Origin of the sequence: Streptomyces sp. B3I8 (assembly GCF_030816915.1) — a bacterium.
GTDB lineage: Bacteria > Actinomycetota > Actinomycetes > Streptomycetales > Streptomycetaceae > Streptomyces.
Genome location: NZ_JAUSYN010000002.1, coordinates 3,128,776 through 3,151,429, shown reverse-complemented (window position 1 = coordinate 3,151,429; position 22,654 = coordinate 3,128,776). Strand labels below are relative to the sequence as shown.

At 74.7% G+C, this 22,654-nt stretch carries 16 protein-coding genes; 7 read left to right on the top strand and 9 right to left on the bottom strand.

Annotation, left to right across the window (positions count from 1 at the left end):
* Positions 1 to 12: 12 nt before the first annotated feature.
* On the bottom strand, positions 13 to 2,103 hold the full coding sequence (locus QFZ64_RS15940; RefSeq protein ID WP_307066264.1) for an AAA family ATPase: 2,091 nt from the start codon (positions 2,101 to 2,103) through the stop codon (positions 13 to 15).
* Between the two features lie 364 nt (positions 2,104 to 2,467).
* Between QFZ64_RS15940 and QFZ64_RS15935 the strand changes: the two genes are divergently transcribed.
* Complete coding sequence (locus tag QFZ64_RS15935; RefSeq protein ID WP_307066262.1) at positions 2,468 to 2,665, top strand: hypothetical protein; 198 nt, start codon at positions 2,468 to 2,470, stop codon at positions 2,663 to 2,665.
* Positions 2,666 to 2,734: 69 nt separating this feature from the next.
* On the opposite strand, the gene QFZ64_RS15930 is transcribed toward QFZ64_RS15935, so the two are convergent.
* The gene (locus QFZ64_RS15930; RefSeq protein ID WP_307066261.1) at positions 2,735 to 3,814 is read right to left on the bottom strand and encodes a hypothetical protein; all 1,080 of its coding nucleotides are present in this window, start codon (positions 3,812 to 3,814) and stop codon (positions 2,735 to 2,737) included.
* A 54-nt stretch (positions 3,815 to 3,868) separates the two neighbouring features.
* The gene (locus QFZ64_RS15925; protein ID WP_307066259.1) at positions 3,869 to 5,527 is read right to left on the bottom strand and encodes a DNA repair helicase XPB; all 1,659 of its coding nucleotides are present in this window, start codon (positions 5,525 to 5,527) and stop codon (positions 3,869 to 3,871) included.
* Between the two features lie 185 nt (positions 5,528 to 5,712).
* Here QFZ64_RS15925 and QFZ64_RS15920 point away from each other — a divergent pair, with 185 nt between their 5' ends.
* Entirely contained in the window at positions 5,713 to 8,331 is a 2,619-nt protein-coding gene (locus QFZ64_RS15920) for a helicase C-terminal domain-containing protein (RefSeq protein ID WP_307066257.1), read from the top strand.
* Positions 8,332 to 8,380: 49 nt separating this feature from the next.
* Positions 8,381 to 9,004: an HAD family hydrolase gene (locus QFZ64_RS15915; protein ID WP_307066256.1), complete on the top strand. Its 624-nt coding sequence runs from the start codon at positions 8,381 to 8,383 to the stop codon at positions 9,002 to 9,004.
* A 256-nt stretch (positions 9,005 to 9,260) separates the two neighbouring features.
* Here QFZ64_RS15915 and QFZ64_RS15910 read toward each other — a convergent pair whose 3' ends face one another.
* A complete protein-coding gene (locus QFZ64_RS15910) occupies positions 9,261 to 9,521 on the bottom strand; it encodes a hypothetical protein (RefSeq protein ID WP_307066254.1) in 261 nt (86 codons plus the stop codon).
* Between the two features lie 162 nt (positions 9,522 to 9,683).
* On the opposite strand from QFZ64_RS15910, the gene QFZ64_RS15905 reads away from it, so the two are divergent.
* Positions 9,684 to 10,067: a cold-shock protein gene (locus QFZ64_RS15905; RefSeq protein ID WP_307066252.1), complete on the top strand. Its 384-nt coding sequence runs from the start codon at positions 9,684 to 9,686 to the stop codon at positions 10,065 to 10,067.
* Between the two features lie 17 nt (positions 10,068 to 10,084).
* On the opposite strand, the gene QFZ64_RS15900 is transcribed toward QFZ64_RS15905, so the two are convergent.
* The 4 genes from QFZ64_RS15900 to QFZ64_RS15885 are packed head-to-tail and all read right to left on the bottom strand — an operon-like array spanning position 10,085 to position 13,920.
* On the bottom strand, positions 10,085 to 11,023 hold the full coding sequence (locus tag QFZ64_RS15900; RefSeq protein ID WP_307066250.1) for a 1,4-dihydroxy-6-naphthoate synthase: 939 nt from the start codon (positions 11,021 to 11,023) through the stop codon (positions 10,085 to 10,087).
* Entirely contained in the window at positions 10,998 to 11,771 is a 774-nt protein-coding gene (locus QFZ64_RS15895; protein WP_373430746.1) for a futalosine hydrolase, read from the bottom strand. Before QFZ64_RS15895 ends, QFZ64_RS15900 begins: the two co-directional genes overlap by 26 nt.
* Positions 11,772 to 11,791: 20 nt before the next feature.
* Entirely contained in the window at positions 11,792 to 12,271 is a 480-nt protein-coding gene (locus QFZ64_RS15890; RefSeq protein ID WP_307066245.1) for a DUF2771 domain-containing protein, read from the bottom strand.
* Positions 12,268 to 13,920: an MFS transporter gene (locus tag QFZ64_RS15885; RefSeq protein WP_373430613.1), complete on the bottom strand. Its 1,653-nt coding sequence runs from the start codon at positions 13,918 to 13,920 to the stop codon at positions 12,268 to 12,270. The genes QFZ64_RS15890 and QFZ64_RS15885 overlap by 4 nt, the downstream gene beginning before the upstream one ends.
* Positions 13,921 to 14,412: 492 nt before the next feature.
* On the opposite strand from QFZ64_RS15885, the gene QFZ64_RS15880 reads away from it, so the two are divergent.
* From QFZ64_RS15880 to QFZ64_RS15870, 3 genes are all read left to right on the top strand, one after another.
* Positions 14,413 to 15,336, top strand: coding sequence for a DUF3027 domain-containing protein (locus QFZ64_RS15880; protein ID WP_307066243.1), 924 nt, complete (start codon positions 14,413 to 14,415; stop codon positions 15,334 to 15,336).
* A gap of 411 nt (positions 15,337 to 15,747) precedes the next feature.
* Positions 15,748 to 18,888 (top strand): sacsin N-terminal ATP-binding-like domain-containing protein, encoded by a 3,141-nt coding sequence (locus QFZ64_RS15875; RefSeq protein ID WP_307066241.1) that lies wholly within the window; start codon positions 15,748 to 15,750, stop codon positions 18,886 to 18,888.
* A gap of 311 nt (positions 18,889 to 19,199) precedes the next feature.
* Entirely contained in the window at positions 19,200 to 20,132 is a 933-nt protein-coding gene (locus QFZ64_RS15870) for a hypothetical protein (RefSeq protein ID WP_307066239.1), read from the top strand.
* On the opposite strand, the gene QFZ64_RS15865 is transcribed toward QFZ64_RS15870, so the two are convergent.
* Positions 20,098 to 22,602 (bottom strand): cation-translocating P-type ATPase, encoded by a 2,505-nt coding sequence (locus QFZ64_RS15865; protein WP_307066237.1) that lies wholly within the window; start codon positions 22,600 to 22,602, stop codon positions 20,098 to 20,100. The genes QFZ64_RS15870 and QFZ64_RS15865 overlap by 35 nt on opposite strands.
* Positions 22,603 to 22,654: the final 52 nt, after the last annotated feature.

Below are 22,654 nucleotides of genomic sequence, written 5' to 3'. Positions count from 1 at the left end.
CCGCCCGCCCGGTCAGCCCAACTGCTCCGGCAGCTTTGTCGCATGGGTGATCGTCAGGCCCGAGACCGCGCGGGTCAGGCAGACGTACAGGCGGCGCAGGCCGGTGCGGTCGTCGGGTTCGGCGTCGACGATCGCGCCGGGTTCGTCCAGGACCACGTAGTCGTACTCCAGGCCCTTGGCGAGGGAGGCCGGGACCAGGGTGAGGCGGACGTCGGGGGTGGTCTCCTCGCCGGGGGTCAGGTGCGGGGTGCCCGCCGCGGCCAGGGCCTCGGTGAGGGCGGGGATGCGGGTGTCCGCCGCGATCAGGGCCGTCGAGCCCTCGTTGGCCAGCGCGTCGTGGCAGGCCGCGAGCACGTCCGCGTCCCCGGTCGCCCGCCGGATCTCGAACGTGCCCGGGTTCTCCCGTACCGACGCGACCGGGGTCAGGCCCGGGGCGATGTGCGGGAGGAGGCGGGAGGCGTAGGTGATGACGTCGGTGGGGACGCGGAAGCCCGCCGTCAACTCCTCGATCAGCGCGTCCTGTTTGCCGAGGTGCGTCAGGGCCTCCTGCCAACTCCGGGTCGCCCACGGGGTGGTGCCCTGGGCCAGGTCGCCCAGCACGGTCGCCGAACCGGTGGTGCAGCGGCGGCCCACCGCGCGGTACTGCATCGGGGAGAGGTCCTGCGCCTCGTCCAGGACGACATGGCCGAGCGAGTGCGTGCGCCGGACCAGGTCCGTCGCCTCGTCGATCAGCACGGCGTCCGCCGCCGACCACTTCGCCGACTTCACCGACCGCGCCGGACGGGTCCAGAGGATCTCCTTCCGCTCGGCCTCGTCGAGGATCCCCTCGGCGTGCGCGGAGAGGAAGTCCGCGTCGGTGAGGAGGCGCAGGACGAGCTTGGCCGGGTCGACCGGCGGCCACAGCGTCTTCACCGCCGCCTTGACCGCCGCGTTGCGGGCGACGGAGTCCTGCACCCGGTCGTCCGGGGCCTCCCCGGAACGCTCCATTTGGACGAGGACGGCGTGCGCGATGCGCTGCGGCAGCGCCTCCCGGGCCGCGCCGTAGCGGATGTCCCGGTCCAGCAGTTCCCGCACGAGCTGCTCCAGTTCGTGCGCCGGTACGCGCCAGCGCCGCGAGCCGCGCACCACGACCACCGGCTCGGTGGGCATCGTCACGTGGGAGTACACGGCCCGGCGCAGCACCTCGGCCATCCGGGCGTCGCCCTTGACCACGGCCGCGGCGGCGCCGTCCGTGCCGCGCACCTCGACGTGGGCGACCAGGTCGTCCACCGTCGCCTGCCGCACCTCCAGCTCGCCCAGGGCCGGCAGCACCTGCTCGATGTACTGCAGGAAGGAGCGGTTCGGGCCGATGACGAGGGTGCCGGTGCGGGCCAGCCGCTCGCGGTGGGCGTAGAGGAGGTAGGCGACGCGGTGCAGGCCGACGGCGGTCTTGCCGGTGCCGGGGCCGCCCTGCACGCACAGGCTGGCGGTCAGGCCGGACCGTACGATCTCGTCCTGCTCCGGCTGGATCGTGGCGACGATGTCGCGCATCGGGCCGACGCGCGGGCGCTCGATCTCCCGCTGGAGCAGCTTGCTGGTGGTGGCCGCCTCCGCCGGGTCGGACAGATGCTCGTCCTCGTACGCGGTGAGCTCGCCGCCGGTGTAGCCGAAGCGGCGGCGCAGCGCGATGTCCTGCGGGTCCTGCTTCGAGGCGCGGTAGAACGGCTGCGAGACGGGGGCGCGCCAGTCGATCACCATGGGGTCGCCGTCGGTGTCGTGGACGTGCCGCCGCCCGATGTAGAACTGTTCGCCCGCCGCGCCCTCGGCCTGCTCGGCGCCGGGGGAGTGCAGGTAGTCGAGGCGGCCGAAGAAGAGGGGGGTGTCCTTGAGGTCGGCGAGCGCCTTGATCCGCTCGTCGATCTGATGGGCGAGGGCGACGGTGTTGACCCAGTTCGCGGTGACGTTCTTGATGTCCAGCGCCTGGACGTCCTCGCGCATCGCGCGCAGGGCGGCCCGGGAGGCGGCCAGGTGGGCGCGTTCGCGGGTGAGCGGGTCCAGGGGATCCGGGGCAGGGATGGCCGACGGGGCGGGAGGGGTGGACACGGGCGGTTGCCTCCGGGGCATGACGGTGTGCCGGCCGGGGCGGAGAACGGCCGGCTGTACGCGTGTGGGCGGGGCGGTGCCCGCGGCGGTGTCGGTGCCGGGGGCACTGCGGTCTGCCGTCCGGTTTCCGTCCGGACGGCGGCGCTCCGCGGAGGGAGGCGGGCAAGAGAGGGGATTGTAGGTGACGGGGGTGGGGGCGGGCCAATGATTATCCCGTGGGACGGGGCGGGCGGGGCAGGTGGACAGGCGGCACGTCCGCCTCAGGCCCTAGGGGATCCCTACACCCACAGGTGTAGGGAAGGGGTGTTTCGTCGGTACCGGGTGGAGGTGCCGGATACGCCCGTAGGCCGATGCGCCGGGAGGCGCGGGATCGCACCCTGGAAGCATGAGTGCAGCGACCTTTTCTCCGGCCCCCGGGCGGCAGGCGCCCCCGGCGGGTACGACGGCCCTACGGAACGGCACGGCGTCCTCCCGCCACCGGTTCGGTGACGCGGTACGGGCGGTGACGGCGTTCGCCGGTGCGGCCCTCGACGTGGTGATCCTCGGGGAGTACGCGGAGGAGGCGGGGGTGCGCCGGCGCTGACGGGGACGGGCACGCCCCTCACCGACGCCTCCGCGACCCCCGGAGCGGCAGGCGCCCCCGACCCGCCCCTCACCGTCTCCTCTGCGACCTCCACGCCAGGTACAGCGCCGAGGCCACCGCGGCGCCCCGTACGACCCATGGCCAGGCCTGCGAGACCGCCTCGTTCATGTGACCCGTGGCGATCGGCTCGCCCCAGCGGCCCTCGGAACGGCCCCACAGCCACACCGCGCCCGCGGCGACGGACGCGCCCGGCAGCACCATGACCGCCCACTTCACCTCCGCCGGCGTCAGCCGCCGCGAGGCGTAGGCGATGACCCAGCCGAGACCCAGCGCGATCCAACTGCCGAGCACCGCACCGACGACGAGCAGCACGGCGGCGAACAGCAGCAGCGGGTTCTGCCGGCCGGTGAGGCGCGGCAGCCGCACACGGCGCCGCGCGCTCTTCCCGGCGGGCGCGGCGGCGGCCTCGGGCACCCCGGCTCCGGCCGGGGCCACAGTTGTTCCCTCCGCGGCGGGCGCGGACGCCGCCGCTTTCCCTGCCGCCCCCGGTGAGCTCAGCAGGTCCGGGATCTCCACCCCGCCCACGAACCCCGGCACGCTGTCGCCCAGGTCGAACGAGCCGACCTCCTTGCGCCACCAGTCGGGCGGCGCCCCCCGGGTGTCCCCCAGCTCGTCCGTCCCCGCCAGATGCGGCGGCGACGGGGCGTACGGGTCGGCGGCGGGGGCCGGGGACGGCGTTTTCGGCGCCGAGCCGCCCGGATCCTTGCCCGGCCGGGGCCGCGGCAGCACCCGCCGCAACCGCTTCCCGGCCGACGACGGCGACGACGGGGCCGACGACGCCTGCGGGGCCGTCGGCCGGGAGGGCGCCGTCTCCTCCGCCCGCTGCACCGGCACCGAGGCGGGCGGCCCGTCCGCCGCCCCCGGTGCGCCGCCCGCCGCGGCCACGACCTCGTCCGGGCTGCCCAGGCGGTCGATGATGCGGCGGACGGCGGCCGGACTGTCGACGGCGGTCCGGCCGCGCCGCCGGTCGATCTCGTCCCGCAACCCGGACACCAGCCGCATCCGGTCCGCCGACGGCAACTGCCGCTGCGCCAGGTCCGCGACCCGGCTCAGATACTCGTAGACGACCTGGTCACTCTCAATCCCCACGAACCCCTCCGGGGGCAGGCGCCGAAACCTCGCGCCACGACAGTACCGCTCCCGTCAGCGCCCCTCCCGCCCGTCCTCCGTGAGGAGTTCGTCGGCGTCGACGATGCGGTAGGCGTAGCCCTGTTCGGCCAGGAACCGCTGGCGGTGGGCGGCGAAGTCCTGGTCGAGGGTGTCGCGGGCGACGACCGAGTAGAAGTGGGCCTGGTGACCGTCGGCCTTCGGCCGCAGCACCCGGCCGAGCCGCTGGGCCTCCTCCTGCCGGGAGCCGAACGTGCCCGAGACCTGGACGGCGACGGTCGCCTCCGGCAGGTCGATGGAGAAGTTCGCCACCTTCGACACCACGAGCACGCTGATCTCGCCCGTCCGGAACGCGTCGAACAGCTTCTCGCGCTGGGCGTTGGTCGTCTCGCCCTTGATGACGGGGGCGTCGAGGTGCTCGCCGAGTTCGTCGAGCTGGTCGATGTACTGGCCGATGACGAGGATCTGCTGCCCGGCGAACCGGCGCACGATCGCCTCGGTCACCTTCCGCTTGGTCGCGGTGGTGGCGCAGAAGCGGTACTTCTCCTCCGCCTCGGCGGTGGCGTAGGCGAGCCGCTCGGAGTCGGTGAGGTTGACCCGCACCTCGACGCAGTCGGCGGGCGCGATGTAGCCCTGCGCCTCGATCTCCTTCCAGGGCGCGTCGAACCGCTTGGGGCCGATGAGCGAGAACACGTCCGACTCGCGGCCGTCCTCCCGGACCAGCGTCGCGGTCAGACCGAGCCGGCGGCGGGCCTGGAGGTCGGCGGTGAACTTGAAGACCGGGGCGGGGAGCAGGTGGACCTCGTCGTAGAGGATCAGGCCCCAGTCCCGGGAGTCGAACAGTTCGAGGTGCGGGTAGACGCCCTTCCGCCTCGTCGTCAGCACCTGGTACGTGGCGATGGTGACGGGGCGGATCTCCTTCCTCGTCCCGCTGTACTCGCCGATCTCGTCCTCGGTCAGCGTGGTCCGCTTCACCAGCTCGTGCTTCCACTGCCGGGCGGAGACGGTGTTGGTGACCAGGATCAGCGTCGTCGACTTCGCCTGCGCCATCGAACCGGCCCCGACCAGCGTCTTCCCGGCGCCGCAGGGCAGCACGACGACGCCGCTGCCGCCGTGCCAGAAGTTCTCCACCGCCTGCTTCTGGTACGGGCGCAGCGCCCAGCCGTCCTCCACCAGTTCGATGGGGTGCGCCTCGCCGTCCACGTACCCGGCGAGGTCCTCGGCGGGCCAGCCCAGCTTGAGCAGCGTCTGCTTGATCTGGCCGCGCTCGGAGGGGTGCACGGCCACGGTGTCCGGATCGAGGCGGGCGCCGACCAGCGGCGCGATCCGCTTGGACTTCAGCACCTCCTCCAGGACCGGGCGGTCGGTGGTGGTCAGGACGAGGCCGTGGGCGGGGTGCTTGCTGAGGGTCAGCCGTCCGTAGCGGTCCATCGTCTCGGCGATGTCCACGAGCAGCGCGTGCGGGACGGGGTAGCGGCTGTACTGCACCAGCGCGTCGACGACCTGCTCGGCGTCGTGCCCGGCGGCGCGCGCGTTCCACAGGCCGAGCGGGGTGACGCGGTAGGTGTGGATGTGCTCGGGCGCGCGCTCCAGTTCGGCGAACGGGGCGATCACGCGGCGGCAGGCGTCCGCCTGCTCGTGATCGACCTCCAGCAGCAAGGTCTTGTCCGACTGGACGATCAGTGGTCCGTTCACCTGTTCGACTCCATCTCGCGCACTCCCCACACCGGCCAATCGTCCAGTGTGCAGCATCGGGGCCCCTCCGGGTCGTGGAGAGCCGTGCGGGGCCGGGGCAGGGGTGCGTGCCGGGCCCGGTCGGGGGTGGGGAGCGGCGGGACGAGAACTCCCTCCCGTCACCCCCACCCGCTACCGTTGGCCGGATGAGCACCGAGGACCACCCGGCGGAGCCGGGGACCGCCCCCGCACCACCCCGCTCCCTCGCCGAGGATCTCCGGAGCCGGCCCGACCCCACCCTCGCCGCCCTCCTGCGCACCCGCCCCGACCTCGTCACCCCCGTCCCCGCCGACCTCACCCAGCTCGCCACCCGCGCCGCCACCCGGGCCAGCGTCGTGCGCGCGCTGGAGCGCCTGGACCGGTTCGCCCTCCAGACGGCACAAGCCCTCGCCGTCGCCCCCGACCCGGCGTCGTACCAGGAACTGCGCACCCTCATGGCCGGCGACGACGGCGGTGGCGGCGGCGAGGGCGACGGCGGCGACCGTCACCGCGACGTCGAGCGGGCCCTGCCCGCCGCCGTCGCCGCCCTTCGCGACCAGGCCCTGCTCTGGGGGCCCGACGACCGGCTCCGCCTCGTCCGCACCGCCCGCGAACTCCTCGCCCCCTCCCCGCAAGCCCCGTCCGCCACCGGCCTCGGCCCGACCGTCGCCGAGGCCGCCGCCGGGATGTCCCCGGTCCGGATGCAGGAGATCCTCACCGCCGTCGGGCTGCCCACGACCGCCGACACCGTCTCCGCCATCGCCGCGCTGACCGGCCTGTTCACCGACCGCACCCACATGTCCGCCCTCCTCGACGACATCCCCGCCGACTCCCTCGACGTCCTCTCTCGCCTGGTCTGGGGCCCGCCCTACGGCCAGGTCACCGCCGACCCGGCGCCCCGGCTGCGCACGCTGCTCGACCGCGGCCTGCTGCTGCCCACGGCACCGGGCACCGTCGTCCTGCCCCGCGAGGTCGCCCTCCACCTGCGGGCCGGCCGCGCGCACCGGAGAGCCGAACCCCTGCCGCCCGCACCGGCCGCGGCCGCCACCCACCGCCCCCAGGTGGTGGACGCGACGGCGGCCGGGCAGGCCCACACCGCCCTCGCTACCGTCGAGGAACTGCTCAAGGCGTGGGACGGCGGCGGCCCCGCCGTGCTGCGCGCGGGCGGGCTCAGCGTGCGCGACCTCAAGCGGACCGCCGTCACCCTCGACGTGTCCGAACCGGACGCCGCCTTCTGGCTGGAACTCGCCTACGCGGCCGGGCTGCTCGCCTCCGACGGCGAGGCCGAGGAGCGGTACGCGCCGACGCCCGCGTCCGACGAATGGCTGCGGCTGCCCGCCGCCGAGCGCTGGGCCTCGCTCGCCGGCGCCTGGCTGGCGGCGACGCGGACGGCCGGCCTGGTCGGCGGAAGGGACACCAAGGATCGGGCGCTCGCCGCGCTCGGCCCCGGCCTGGACCGCTCGGCCGCCCCCGAGGTACGGCAGCGGGTGCTGTCGCTCCTCGCCGAACTGCCCGAGGGCGCCGCGCCCGACCCCGAGTCCGTGCTGGCCCGCCTCGCCTGGGAGCGCCCCTCGCGCGGCGACCGCGCCGGCGCCGACGACCTGCGCGCCCGCCTCGCCCGGTGGACACTCACCGAGGCGGAACAGCTCGGCGTCACGGGGCGGGGCGCGCTCTCCGCGCACGGCCGCGCCCTCCTGCCGCCGGCCGAGGGCGAGCAGCCGTCCGGCGACGCCGTCCGGCGGCCCACCGTCGGGGAACGGCCCGGCGACGCCGCCGGGCTGCTCGCCCTCGGGAAGGGACCCGCCGACGCCGCCCGGCTGCTCGCCCCGCTCCTGCCCGAACCACTCGACCACGTGCTGCTCCAGGCCGACCTGACCGCCGTCGCCCCGGGCCCGCTGCAGCGCCCGCTCGCCGAGGTGCTCGGCGTCCTGGCCGACGTCGAGTCCAAGGGCGGCGCCACCGTCTACCGCTTCACCCCCGCCTCCGTACGCCGCGCCCTCGACGCCGGCCGCACCGCCTCCGACCTGCACGCCTTCCTCGCCGAGCACTCCCGTACGCCGGTCCCGCAGCCGCTCACCTACCTCATCGACGACGTGGCCCGTCGCCACGGCCATCTGCGGGTGGGCGCGGCCTCGGCGTACGTGCGGTGCGACGACGACGCGCTGCTGCGCGAGATCCTCGCCGACAAGCGGTCGGCGGGGCTGCGGCTGCGCACGCTCGCCCCGACCGTGCTGGCCTCGGCGGCCGACCCGGCGACGCTCCTGGAGGGGCTGCGGGCCATGGGCTACGCCCCCGCCGCCGAGTCCGCCGAGGGCGACGTGCTGATCACCCGCGCCGACGCCCACCGCACGTCGCCGCGGACGCCGCCCGCGCCGGTGCCGGACGGCCCGCCCGTGCCGGACACGACACTGCTCGCGGCGGCGGTCCGCGCGATCCGCGCGGGCGACCGGGCCGCCACGGCCGCCCGCCGGCCCGGCCCGGCCGGCTCCGGGGACTCCGCAGGCTCCGGGGACTCCGCCGGCCCCGCCGGCCCTGTCGAAGCGGCCCCCGGCGCCCTGCCCCGCACCTCGGCGGCGGAGACCCTGGCCACCATGCAGGCGGCCGTCCTCACCGGCGAGTCGCTGTGGATCGGCTACGTCAACGCCGAGGGCGCCGCCAGCCAGCGCGTCATCGCCCCGGTCAAGGTCGAGGGCGGCTTCGTCACGGCCTACGACCACACGGCCGACGAGGTCCGCACCTACCCCCTGCACCGGGTGACGGGGGTGGCGGAGCTGGAGGAGGACTGAGGGGTTGCCGCCCGGCCAGTGGCGGGAAACGGTTTGCGAGGATGGGGGCATGACCTCCTCCGCGCTGACCGTCGGATTCGACCTGGACATGACGTTGATCGACTCACGGCCGGGTATCCACGCCTGCTACCTGGAGCTGTCCGCGCGGACGGGGACGTACGTCGACGCCGCCCTCGCGGTCACGCGGCTCGGGCCGCCGCTGGAGGAGGAGCTGGCGAACTGGTTCCCGGCGGAGCGGATCGGCGCCGTCGCCGACCTCTACCGGGAGATCTACCCGGCGTACGCCGTCACGCCGACGCTCGCGTTGGCCGGTGCCCGGGAGGCGATGGCGGCCGTGCGGGATGCCGGGGGGCGCTCGGTCGTCGTCACGGCCAAGTACGAGCCCAACGCCCGGCTCCACCTGGAGCATCTCGGGATCGAGCCCGACGAGGTGGTCGGGGGGTTGTGGGCGGAGCGGAAGGCGGAGGCGTTGGTCGCGCACGGGGCGGGGGTGTACGTGGGCGACCATGTCGGTGATGTGCGGGGGGCCCGGGCGGCCCGGGCCCTTTCCGTGGCGGTCGCGACGGGGCCCTGTGGGGTGCGGGAGTTGCGGGGGGCCGGGGCGGATGTGGTCCTGACGGACCTGACGGAGTTCCCGGGGTGGCTGGGGGAGTACGTGCGGGTGGCCGCCTGAGGGGTTCGCCCGGAGGTTCTTCGCCCCCGTCGCCCTTACCCTTCCCGTCCCTCCAAAGGGCTCCGCCCCTTGGACCTCGGGACGCGGGAGAGCCCGGGTGGGTGGGGTCGTGGGGCGGGTGCGGGTGGGTGGGGACTTCTCGCGCGGCTCCCCGCGCCTCTGAGGGGGCGCGGTGGGTGGCTCGTGTTCGTCCTCAGGGGCGCGGGGAACCGCGCGAGCGGCCACGACGGGGCCGCACTCGCCGTACGACGCCCGCTCACGCCCCTTGACGTGAGGCGTCGCGGGCTCGGCGGCGGCCCTCTGCCACCGTGCGCAACACCCCCGCCGCGGCCAGCAGGAAGCCGACCCCCATCAGCATGCACAGGCCGTACATGTACGACGGCAGCACCTCCGTGCCGAGCAGCAGCGGGGCCACCGTGATCATCGTCGCCACCGCGCCCAGGAAGAACACGATCGCCCCGGCGCGGATCAGCCGCTCGCCGGCTCCGGCGGAATTCGTTTGGGTTTTGTCACGCACTCGACCAGGGTAGTTCCAGCCCGAGGGGAACACCCCGGTGACGTCTTGTCAGCGGACGGTGAACCACTAGCCTGGGTACCGGCGGGTCCCAGCACCCGCCCCAGTGCTGTCAACGGCACTTCTCCACAGCGGTTTCCGACGAGTACGAGGACGAGGACAGGCATGCCTACCGGCAAGGTCAAGTGGTTCAACGGGGAGAAGGGCTTCGGTTTTCTCTCCCGCGACGACGGCGGTGACGTCTTCGTGCACTCCTCGGTCCTCCCCGCCGGAGTCGACGCCCTCAAGCCCGGCCAGCGGGTGGAGTTCGGCGTGGTCGCCGGACAGCGCGGTGACCAGGCGCTCTCCGTGATCCTGCTGGAGCCCGCCCCGTCGGTCGCGGCGGCGCAGCGCAAGAAGCCGGACGAGCTGGCCTCGATCGTGCAGGACCTGACGACCCTCCTCGAGAACATCACCCCGATGCTCGAGAAGGGCCGCTACCCGGAGAAGGCGTCCGGCAGGAAGATCGCCGGCCTGCTGCGCGCGGTCGCCGATCAGTTGGACGTCTAGAGAAGCACCGGTACCCGTCAGGGGAACGCGAGCGCGTCCGGGCCGAGGGGCGGGAGCAGTCCCTCGGCCGCCGCGCGTTCCAGCAGGCCCCGGATCGCCGCGTACCCGTCCTCGCCGAGGTCGGCGGTGAACTCGTTGACGTACAGCCCGATGTGCTGGTCGGCGACGGCCGGGTCCATCTCCTGGGCGTGCTCCAGGACGTAGGGGCGGGAGACCTCGGGGTCCTCCCACGCGGCTCGCACGGACGTGCGCACGGATTCGGCCAGGCGGTTCAGGGTCTCGGCGCCCAGCGACCGCTTGGCGATGATCGCGCCCAGCGGGATCGGCAGCCCGGTGGTGCGCTCCCAGTGCTCGCCCATGTCGGCCAGCTTGTGCAGCCCGTAGTCCTGGTAGGTGAAGCGGGCCTCGTGGATGACGAGCCCCGCGTCCACCCGGCCGTCGCGCACGGCGGGCATGATCTCGTGGAACGGCATGACGACGATGTCGCCGACGCCGCCCGCCCGTCGCCCACCACCACCCTCGGCCGAGGGCCCTGCGATCCCGCCCCCCTTGATTCCGACGGTGTCCGCCGCCCACAGCCGGAACAGCAGGTAGGCGGTGGACCGCTCGCTCGGCACGGCGACCGTGCGCCCGGCGAGGTCCGCGTCCGCCTCCCTGGTCAGCACCAGCGGGCCGCAGCCCCGGCCGAGGGCGCCGCCGCAGGGGAGCAGGGCGTACTCGTCGAGGACGTAGGGCAGCACGGCGTAGGACACCTTCAGCACGTCGAACTCGCCGCGCTCGGCCATGCCGTTGGTGAGGTCGATGTCGGCGAAGGTCACGTCGAACGCGGGGGCGCCGGGGACGCGGCCGTGGGCGAGGGCGTCGAAGACGAACGTGTCGTTGGGGCAGGGGGAGTACGCGATCTGCAGGGTGCCCGGGGTGGACACGGGCTCAGTCGCGGTCGGTGCGGTCGTCATGCGGATTCCAACTCTCCAGGACGGGCGCCAGCTTCCCGAAGGCCTCGGTGAGCACGGCGAGGGCGTCGCCGATCCGCCAGGCGGCGCGGTCGCGGGGGCCCACCGGGTTGGAGACGGCGCGGATCTCCAGGACGGGTGTACGGTGCGCGGCGGCCGCCTCCGCCACGCCGAACCCCTCCATCGCCTCGGCCAGCGCCCTCGGGTGCCGGGCGCGCAGCTCGGCGGCCCGGCGGGCGGTGCCGGTGACGGTGGAGACGGTCAGGACGGTGCCGGTGCGGGCGCCGGTGGCCTCGGCGGCCCGGCGCACCAGGGCGGCGGGCGGCAGGTGGGTGACGGTGCCGAAACCGAGGTCGGTGACGGGCAGGAAGCCGGGCGTACCGGTCGCGCCGGGGCCGGTGGTCCCGTCCGTCTCGGCGCCGAGGTCGGCGACGGTGATCTCGTCGGCGAGGACGAGGGCGACCGGGGGCGCGTCCGGCAGGAAGCCGCCGCCGATGCCGGCCGAGACGACCAGGTCGTACGGGGTGCCGTGCAGCGCCGCGGCGGTCAGCGCGCCGGCGGCGGAGGCGGCGGCGAGGCCGGGGCCCACACCGGCCGCGAGCAGGTCGTACACCGGTCCGCCCGGGTGGGCGAGGAACCGGTTGAGCAGGGCCGCGGGGAGCGGCACCTCCCGCGGGGTGCCGTCGAACGCCTGCGCCACCGCGTCCCGCTCCGCGGGAACGGCGGTGGCGACCAGTACGCGCGGCGGCACGGGGCCGGACGGGGCCGTGGTCAGGAGTCCTTCTCGAGCGTGAAGTTCCACAGACCGGTGACCTTGTTGTCGTCACCCTCCTGGATCGACACCTTCGTCGAGTTGCCGCTCGCGCCGTACTGGGCGTTGAAGAACACGCTGCCGGGGATCGTCCGGTAGGTCTTGGTGCTGGAGTCGGTCAGGGGCCGGCCGTTCATCAGGACGGTCCACTTGTTGTCGGCGATGTCCGGGTCGACACCGAAGCGGACCGTCTCGTCCGGGTCGACCTTGATCGACTCGATGTCCTTGTCCTTGATGCAGGACTCGCGCACGGACGTCGACAGGGCCTTGTCGTCGTCGTTGTAGCAGGAAGCCTCCGAGCTGACCGAGTCCTTGCCGACGGTGATCGTCGCCCTCGGGGTGGGCTTGTCGCAGGCGGACAGCAGGAGCAGTCCGGCGGAAACGGCGCCGGCGGCGGCGACGGCGCGGCGGCGTCGCACAGCGGATTGCATCGAGGTCATGGGCGAAGGCTATCTGGCACGCACGAAGTGGTCCCCACGTGGGGTCCACGGCGTGCCGTCGTCCACAGCGGGTGGACGGTCGCCAGCAGGCCGGTCGCGACGATCGCCGCGCCCACGGACATGCCCAGCACGCCGTTGAGCGGCAGCACGATGCCGATCGCGCCGCCCAGCACCCAGGCCATCTGCAGGGACGTCTCGGACCGCGCGAACGCGGAGGTGCGCACCTCCTCCGGCACGTCCCGCTGGATCAGCGCGTCCAGCGACAGCTTGCCCAGCGCCTGCGCGCAGCCGGCGAACGCGGCCAGGCAGGCGACGAGGACCGTGCCGAAGAAGACGGCGGCCGTGATCGCGACGGCCAGGACGACGGCCACCACGGTGACGATGATGACCTCCGGCCCCCGTGCCTTCAGCCAGGCGCCGACCATGGTGCCCAGCGCGTTCCCGGTGCCGGCCGCGACGCCGACGATGCCGAGCGAGACGGCCGCGCTCGATCCGGCCAGCGGCTGCTCGCGGAGCAGGAACGCCAGGAAGAAGATCAGGAACCCGGACAGACAGCGCAGGGACGCGTTGGCGGTGAGCGCGTGGATGACGGTGCTGCCGACGGTGCGCAGTCCGGGACGGCGCCGGGCGGCCTTGCCGGTGGTGGCGTACTCGGTGGGCGCGTCGCGGGCGGAACCGGCGGTGGAACCGGCGGCGGCGGAACCGGCGGCGGAACCGGTGGCGGCGGAACCGGCGGTGGCGGAGGGTGTGGTTCCGGTCGGTGCGGAGCCGGGGGGCGGGCCGGGCGTGTCGGGGGGCGGTGGCTGCGCCCCGTGGGGCCCGTGGTCTTCATGGGGCCTGTGGGGCCTGTGGGGTCCGTGGTTCCGCGCCGCGAGGAGGGCGAGGTGTTCGCCCTTCGCCGAGTCGACCTTGCGCGGCAGCGAGAACGACAGGAACGTGCCGCCGACGAAGATCAGGAAGGCGCCGTAGAGGGGATAGCGGGGGCCCAGCGCCTGCAGCCCCGCCCCGATCGGCGCCGCCACACCGGTGGCCAGCAGTCCGCCCAGGGTCACCCGGGAGTTCGCCTTGACCAACGAGAACGCGGGCGGCAGCAGACGTGGCACGACTGCGCTGCGGACGACGCCGTACGCCTTGGAGGCGACCAGTACGCCGAGGGCCGCCGGGTACAGCTCCAGGCTGCCGGTGGCGACCGCCCCGGACAGCAGCAGGGCGAGCAGCGCCCGGGCGAGCATGGCCGCCGCCATCGCGGCACGGCGGCCGTGCGGGAGGCGGTCGAGGAGGGGGCCGATCACGGGGGCGAGGACCGTGAAGGGGGCCATCGTGATGGCGAGGTAGAGGGCGACCCGGCCGCGGGCCTCGTCGGTGGGGACGGAGAAGAACACGGTGGAGGCGAGGGCGACGGTGACCATGACGTCGCCGGCGCCGTTCACGGCGTGCAGTTCGATGAGTTTGGCGAGACCGGACTCTCCGGCGCCCTGGGCGTGGGTGGCGCGCCGGATGCCGCGGTAGGTCCCGGTCACGGGGAAGTGGAGGGCGCGGCCGATCCTGCGGGCGGAACCGCGCACGCGGCCCGGCCCGCCGCATCGGTCCTCGCCGGCCCGGGACGGGTCCTGTGCGGGGGTGTCCCGGGGCGGCCTCGCGGCTGCCACCCCGTCATAGTGCCCCGGGATGGGCCGGGGTAGCGCGGTTACCGGCCCTATCGGTGGGAGTGGCGTGCGGCGGGGGGAGTGGTACGGGGTGCGGTGCGGGGGCGGCACGGGGTGTGGCTCTGGCTTTTTCCCGCCCCCCGCCGCCCTTGCCCTTCCCGTCCTCGGGGGGCTCCGCCCCTGTGCCCCCGTATGGGACTTGGTCCCGTTTTGCGCGGTTTTCCGCGCCCCTTTCGTGACCGTGCCGTACCCGTGGATCCGTCCCCGCCGGAGGCGCCGGTGTGGGCCGGGCGGCCGAGAACAGGTAGCGTGCCTTGCGCGCCCCGGCGGTTGTTCTCGGCCGCGCGCCTCCTCGCCATCCCGCAGAATGGATGGCTGAAGGTGCGCCCGAGTGCGATCGGGCGCGGACGTCGACGCGGCCCTTCGGTCCGCTCCGTCCGCACCCCCGCCAAGGCCGGCGCACCCGTGAGACGGCGTAGGAGAGAAGCGATACCTGTGAGCGCAGCGAGCACGCGAAGCCGCACCCCCGATCGTCTGTGCGCCGAGGCCGTCGACCTCGCCCGCGCCGCAGCCGAGGAGGCCGCCGCCCCCGGCATCGTCGGCGCGCACACCGGAGCCGTCTCCGAGGGCGACCGCGTCGTCACCCATTACTTCGAGTGCCAGGAGCTCGGTTACCGGGGCTGGCGCTGGGCGGTGACCGTCGCCCGCGCTTCCCGCGCGAAGAATGTCACCGTCGACGAGGCGGTCCTGCTGCCCGGCCCCGACGCGGTGCTCGCCCCCGAGTGGGTGCCGTGGAGCGAGCGGCTGCGCCCCGGCGACATGGGCCCCGGCGACCTGCTGCCCACCGACGCGGACGACCTCCGGCTGGAGCCGGGGTACACCGGCGAGGACGAGCCGGCCCCGAACAGCGCGGTCTCCGCGGGCATGGCCGAGCTGGTCGAGGCGGAGGACGCCGAGGTCACCGCCGGCACACCGGCGCACCTCCCGTTCGCGCCCCTGCGCGGCTCCGTCGCCGCGATCGCCGAGGAGCTCGGGCTGCGGCGGGCGCGCGTCCTCTCGCGGTACGGGCTGCACATCGCGGCCGACCGCTGGGAGGAGTCGTACGGAGCGAAGACCCCGATGGCGCAGGCCGCGCCCGCGTCGTGCGCGAGCTGCGGCTTCCTCGCACCGATCGGCGGGTCGCTCGGACAGGCGTTCGGCGTGTGCGCCAACGAGTTCTCCCCGGCGGACGGGCGGGTCGTCTCCCTCGCGTACGGCTGCGGCGGGCACTCGGAGGCGGCGGTGATGCCGAAGGCCCCGGTGCCGGCGGCCCCGGTCGTCGACGAAACCCTCCTCGACCCCTTCCCCCTGCGCCCGTCGACGGACACCGGCTCACTCCCTGCGACCGAACCGGCGGACACGGAACTCGGCCACTCGTAACGAACCGGCCGGCCCGTCCCGGGCGCGCGTCCAGCCGACGGGGCAGCCCGCCCGACCACCCCGAGGACGCGTGCCGTACCACTCGCAACCGGCCGGCACGTCCGGCCCGCCCCGGTGCGCGCCGGGTCGCCGGCAACCGGCCGGCGCCCCCGGCCCACCCAGGGGCGCGCCGGGCCGCTCGTGACCATGCGGCGCCCCGGCAGACCCAAGGGGCGCGGGGAACTGCGCGACCAGCCACCCACGGACCCGCACCCGCCGGCGCACCGAATCGAACCGCCCCGAGCCGCGAGCACCCTCCCGCCGCAAGGCACCCCCGGCCGGGGGTCGGCACCCCCGACCACCGGGGGTCGGGCACCCCGCCCCCCGGTCCGGTAGCGTCGGGCCGCACGTCTCGCAGAGGGAGAGTCAAGCGTGAGCAACTTCGTGCGGCCGGCGCCGGAAGGCGCGGACCCGTTCGGTACCGCCCGCCTGCGGCGCGGCGTGCTGGACGCGTGGGCCACCAGCCCCGCCCGCTTCCGCGAGGACGCCAACGCCGAGGAGGACCTCGTCCTCGGCGGCTACCGCGACCGCCTCGTCGTGGAACTCGCGCAGAACGCCGCCGACGCGGCCGCCCGCGCCGGCGTCCCCGGCCGGCTCCGCCTCACCCTGCGCGACGGCGTCCTCGCCGCCGCCAACACCGGCGCCCCGCTGGACGCCACCGGCGTCGAGTCGCTCGCCACCCTGCGCGCCTCCGCCAAGCGGGACGGGGCCCCCGGCGCCGTCGGCCGGTTCGGCGTCGGCTTCGCCGCCGTGCTCGCCGTCAGCGACGAGCCCGCCGTCCTCGGCCGGCACGGCGGCGTGCGCTGGTCCCTCGCCGAGGCCCGCGACCTCGCCTCCGACACCGCACGGCACAGCCCCGGCCTCGGCGACGAGATCCGCCGCCGCGACGGCCACGTCCCCCTCCTCCGGCTGCCCTTCGCCGCCGAGGGCCGCGCCCCGGAGCCGTACGACACCGTCGTCGTCCTCCCGCTGCGCGATCCCGCCGCCGAGGATCTCGCCGAGCGGCTGCTCGACGCCGTCGACGACGCCCTGCTGCTCGCCCTGCCGGGCCTGGAGGAGGTCGTCGTCGAGAGCGGCCAGGAGGAGGCCCGCACCCTGCGCAGGCGCGCCGACGGGGCGCACACCGTCGTCGAGGACACCCGGCACGGCACCACCCGCTGGCGCACCGCCGGCGGCCACGGCCCCCTCGACCCGGCCCTGCTCGCCGACCGGCCCGTCGAGGAACGGCTGCGGCCGCACTGGTCGGTCACCTGGGCCGTGCCCGTCGACGCCGACGGCGGCCCGGCCGCGCCCCGCACCAGCCCCGTCGTGCACGCCCCCACCCCCAGCGACGAACCGCTCGGCGTCCCCGCGCTGCTCATCGCCTCGCTCCCGCTGGACAGCACCCGCCGGCACGCCGCGCCCGGACCGCTCACCGACTTCCTCGTCGAGCGCGCCGCCGACGCCTACGCCGAACTCCTCGCCGGCTGGCGGCCGGTCGGCGACGGCATCCTGAGCCTCGTCCCCGGCCCGCTCGGCAAGGGCGAACTGGACGGCGCGCTGCGCCGGGCGATCCTCGACCGGCTGCCCCGCACCGCCTTCCTGCCGCCCGCCGACCCGCCCACCGCGCACGCGGACGCGGGGGAGGACGACGACACGCTGCCCGAGGCGCTGCGGCCCCGGGACGCCGAGGTCGTCGAGGGCGCCGGCGCCGACACCGTGCGCGTGCTCGCCGAGGTACTCACCGGACTGCTCCCCGCCGGTCTGGAGCGGCGCGTGGAGCTGCGCACGCTCGGCGTGGCGCGGGTGCCGCTGACCGAGGCGGTGGACCGGCTCGCCGGCCTGGAGAAGGACCCCGGCTGGTGGCGTCGGCTCTACGACAGCCTCGCGGGCGTAGACCCCGACCGGCTCACCGGGCTGCCCGTCCCGCTCGCCGACGGCCGTACCACGATCGGCCCCCGCCAGGTGCTGCTGCCCGCCGCGGACGGCCCCGGGGTCGACCCGGCGACGCTGGCCCGGCTCGGGCTGAAGGTCGCCCACCCCGACGCCGCCCACCCCCTCCTGGAGAAGCTCGGCGCGCTGCCCGCCACCCCGCGCGCCGTGCTCACCACCCCGCAGGTGCGGGCCGCCGTCGCCGCCTCCCTGGACGGCGAGGCCCCCGGCTGGGACGAGGACGGGCTCGACCCCGAGGAACTCGCCGACACCGTCCTCGCCCTCGTCCGAGACGCGAACCTGGAGCCCGGCGACGAACCCTGGCTCGGCGCGCTCGCCCTGCCCGACGAGGACGGCGAGCCCGCGCCCGCCGGTGAACTCGTGCTGCCCGGCAGCCCGTTCGCCGCCGTCATGCGCGAGGACGAACTCGCCCTCGTCGACGCCGAACTGGCCGAGCGCTGGGGCGAGCAGCCGCTCGCCGCCTGCGGGGTGCTGGCCGGTTTCCAGCTCGTGCGCGCCACCGATGTCGTCCTCGACCCGGACGAACTGGAGCCGCGCGAGGGCGACTTCGCCGAGCCCGACGACGCGGGGCTGCTCGACGCCGTCGACGTGTGGTGCGAGGACGTCCTCGACGGGCTGCCCGAGGGACCCGTGCCGCCGGTCGCCACCGAGATCGTCGCCGTGCGCGACCTGGACCTCGTCGACGACGACCACTGGCCCGAGGCGCTCGCCCTGCTCGCCCGGCCGCCGCTGCGGGACGCGCTCACCCAGCCCGTGCGGGTCCTGCTGCCGGACGGCACGCACGAGGTCGTACGGCCGTACACCGCGTGGTGGCTGCGCGGGCACCCCGTGCTCGACGGCCGCCGCCCCGCCGGGCTGCGCGCGGCCGGCGGCGATCCGCTGCTGCACGGCCTGTACGACGAGGCCGACGCGAGCGGCTTCGAGGACGAGCAGGTGCTGCGGGCGCTGGGCGTGCGCACGTCCGTGGCCGCGCTGCTGGACGAGCCGGGTGGCGCGGCCGAGCTCCTCGACCGCCTCGCCGATCCGTCACGACCGGTCTCCGCGGCCCAGTTGCACGGGCTGTACGGGGCGTTGGCCGAACTGGACCCCGAGCGGGTGACGTTGCCGGACGAGGTGCGGGCGGTGGTGGACGGGGAGGTGGTCGTGGTCGACGCGGCCGACGCCGTCGTGGTCGACTCGCCGGATCTTCTGCCGTTCACCGAGGGGGTGCCGCTGCTGCCGGTGCGGCCCGTGCTGGCCGCCGAGCTGGCCGAGCTGTTCCAGGTGCGGCGGCTGAGCGAGTCCGTGACGGGGGAGGTCGGGTCAGAGGGGACGGAACACGACGTTCCGGGGTCCGTGCGGGTGCTGCTGGGCGCGAGCACGCCACACACGTACGTCGAGCACGAGGAGCTCGTCGTGGACGGGGTCGGCCTCGACTGGCGCCGGACCAGGGACGGGGTGGTGCACGCGGCGACGCTGGAGGGGGTCGCGGCGGGGCTGGCGTGGGCGGCGGGGCAGTGGCCGCGGCGGTTCGAGGTGGCGGCGCTGCTGGAGGACCCCAGCCGCACGGGGGAACTGGCCCGGGACCGCTGGTTCGACTGAGGGGCAGGGGGCGGGCGGACGGGGGTGCGCACGGATTTTCCCGTCCCCGCCGCCCCTGCCCTTCCCGTCCCTCCGAAGGGCTCCGCCCCTCGGACCCCGGCAGGGGGCTTCGCCTCGTCTCGCGCGGTTCCCCGCGCCCCTGACAGGGGCGCGCCCGGCGACGATCTTCGCAACGTGTTCGCAAAATATCCACGGCGGGGGCAACCCTCCCCGCCTCCCGCGCATCTGATCAGCGAGTCAATCGGACTCACGTCAACCTCGGGCCCACGTGATCACACCGTGGACCCCCTTTCTCCACTTGGGGAAACCGCATGCGCATACGCGCCACCGTGGCCGCCGTCTCCGGCGCCCTGGCCCTCTCCGCCCTCGCCGTCCCGGCCGCACACGCCGACGGCCCCGCCACGCCCGACCACTCGGACGCGGCCAAGGTCCTGGACGCGGGCCAGAGCGCCGGTACCAACTCCGCCAGGACCGGCAGGACCGGCACCTCCGGCACCCCGTACAGCCTGAACGCCACCTTCTCGAACGTGGTCGTCAACAAGGGCAAGGCGATCGTCGCCGGTATCTCCAAGAAGGTGAGCGTGCCGGTCACCTTCACCGTCACCCACGGCACCGGCGTCGACGTCACCGCCGACGACTTCTTCGCCGGCGTCGACCTCTACCGCGGCACCAGCTACGCCGACTCCGACTACGAGCTCTCCAGCGACGACCCGGCCACCTGCACGGTCTCCTCGTCCACGGTCGCCAAGTGCACCGAGACGATCGTCGTCTCCCCGGTCGACGACCTGCTCAACGAGGACGCCGGCGCGTGGAAGGCGGACGCCTTCGCCGTCGCGTTCAACGGGCAGGACCCGACCGACCCGAACCTGGACCTGAGCAAGGTCGGCGTCGCCGAGAAGGACGGCTTCGCCGCGCCGAACCTCCAGCGCTACTCCAAGCTCACCGTCAACGCCTCGCCGGAGCCGGTGAAGAAGGGCAGGACCATCACGGTCACCGGCACCCTCAGCCGCGCCAACTGGGACACCGACGCCTACGCGGGTTACACCGTGCAGTCGGTGAAGCTGCAGTTCAAGAAGAAGGGCAGCAGCTCCTACAGCACCCTGAAGACCATCAAGTCCGGCAGCAAGGGCGCCCTGAAGACGACGGTCACGGCCTCCGCCGACGGCACCTTCCGCTACAGCTTCGCCGGCACCTCGACGACCCCCGCGGTCAGCTCCTCGGGCGACGCCGTCGACGTGCAGTAGCAGCAGTAGCGACAAGCGATCTGCTCGTTGCGAGCAGTCGTGCCGCGGGGCCCCCGCGCGGTCCCTCCCCGGGACCGCGCGGGGGCCCCGCCCGGTCCACCCGCCGCCAGCCCAGCTCCAGCACGGCCGAGGCGAGCGCCGCGATGCCGACCGCCACCCACGGCATCCACAGGCCGACCAGCCGCAGCGCGAAGAACACCTGGAGCCCGGGCACCACGAGGACCACCAGGAACGCGGCCCCCATCGCGGCCACCAGCACCACGCGCCACCAGGTGTAGGGGCGGGCGACGATCGCCAGCACCCACAGCGAGATCAGGAACAGCGTGAGTGTCGCCGCGCTGGTCTCCGCCTGGAGGGAGCCGGGTCCGCTGTAGTGGTGGCGGGCGAGCAGATACGTCACGAACGTGGCGACCGCGGCCAGCACCCCGCCCGGGATCGCGTACCGCATCACCCGTCGTACGAAGTGCGGACGGGCGCGTTCCGTGTTGGGGGCGAGGGCCAGGAAGAACGCCGGGACGCCGATCGTGAGGGTGGACAGCAGCGTCAGGTGCCGGGGCAGGAACGGGTACTCCACCCGCGCGCACACCACCAGCACCGCGAGCAGCACCGAATACACCGTCTTGACCAGGAACAGGGTGGCGACGCGGGTGATGTTGCCGATGACCCGGCGGCCCTCGGCGACCACCGACGGCAGGGTGGCGAAGCTGTTGTCGAGCAGCACGATCTGCGCGACCGCCCGGGTGGCCTCCGAGCCCGACCCCATCGAGACGCCGATGTCGGCGTCCTTGAGCGCGAGCACGTCGTTGACGCCGTCGCCGGTCATGGCGACCGTGTGCCCGTCGGACTGGAGGGCGCCGACCATGTCCCGCTTCTGCCGGGGGGTGACCCGCCCGAAGACGGTGGCGCCGTCGAGCGCCTTCGCCATCTCCGCGCGGTCCTCGGGCAGTCCGCGGGCGTCCAGCACCTCCCCGGTGAGGCCCAGCTTGCCGGCCACCGCGCCCACCGAGACCGCGTTGTCGCCGGAGATCACCTTGGCGTGCACGTCCTGCCGGGCGAAGTAGCGCAGGGTGTCGGCGGCGTCCGGGCGCAGCCGCTGCTCCAGCACGACCAGCGCGGCCGGCCGCACGCCCGCCGCCACCGCGGGGTCGTCCAGCGCGCGGTCGGTGCCGGCCAGCAGCAGGACCCGCAGCCCCTGTTCGTTGAGCCGGACGGTCTCGGTGAGGGCCGGGTCGTCGGGGCCGAGCAGCACGTCGGGGGCGCCCAGCAGCCAGGTGCCGGTCCCGCCGTCCGGCTCCTCGAAGGAGGCGCCGCTGTACTTGCGGGCGGAGGAGAACGGCAGCGCCTCGACGCATGTCCACCCCGCGCTGTCCGGGTAGGCGTCGATGAGCGCCTGGAGGGAGGCGTTGGGGCGCGGATCGGAGGCGCCGAGCGCGCCGAGCACCGTACGCAGGTACGTCTCGTCGGCCCCCTGGAGCGGCCGCAGCTCGGTGACGTCCATGCCGCCCTCGGTGAGGGTGCCGGTCTTGTCCAGGCAGACGGTGTCGACACGGGCCAGCCCCTCGATCGCGGGCAGCTCCTGCACGAGGACCTGCTTGCGGCCGAGCCGGATCACGCCGATCGCGAAGGCGACGGAGGTGAGCAGCACCAGGCCCTCGGGGACCATCGGCACGATCCCGCCGACCGTGCGGCCGACGGAGTCCTTGAAGCCGTGCTGCTCGACCACGAGCTGGCTGACGACCAGGCCGAGCGCGGTCGGCACCATCATCCAGGTCACGTACTTGAGGATGGTCGAGATGCCGGTGCGCAGCTCGGAGTGGACCAGGGTGAACCGGGAGGCCTCCTCGGCGAGCTGGGCGGCGTACGCCTCCCGGCCGACCCGGGTCGCGCGGAACGCGCCGCCGCCCGCGACGACGAAGCTGCCCGACATCACCGGGTCGCCGGGCTGCTTGTCGACGGGATCGGCCTCGCCGGTCAGCAGCGACTCGTCGATCTCCAGGCCGTCGGTCTCGACGCACACCCCGTCGACGACGATTCTGTCGCCGGGGCCGATCTCCAGGACGTCGTCCAGCACGATCCCCGAGGTGGCGACCTGGGTGGTGCGCCCGTCCCGGCGCACGGCCGGGTGGGCCTCGCCGATCACCGCGAGCGAGTCCAGGGTCTTCTTGGCCCGCCACTCCTGGATGATGCCGATGCCGGTGTTGGCGAGGATCACGTACCCGAACAGGCTGTCCTGCACAGGTGCCACGAACAGCATGATCAGCCAGAGCAGCCCGATGATCGCGTTGAACCGGGTGAGGACGTTGGCGCGGACGATCTCGCCGAAAGTCCGGCTGCTGCGCACGGGAACGTCGTTGACCGCACCGCGCGAGACGCGTTCCGCGACCTCCGCGGCGGTCAGCCCGCGCTCGCGTCCGGGCGGCGGCACCGGGTGCACGGGGTCGAGTCCGGCAGCCGCGTCGATATCGGTCATGTCTTCGACGGTACGTGCGGGCCGGTGCGTTCACCTCCGCACCAGGTGACAA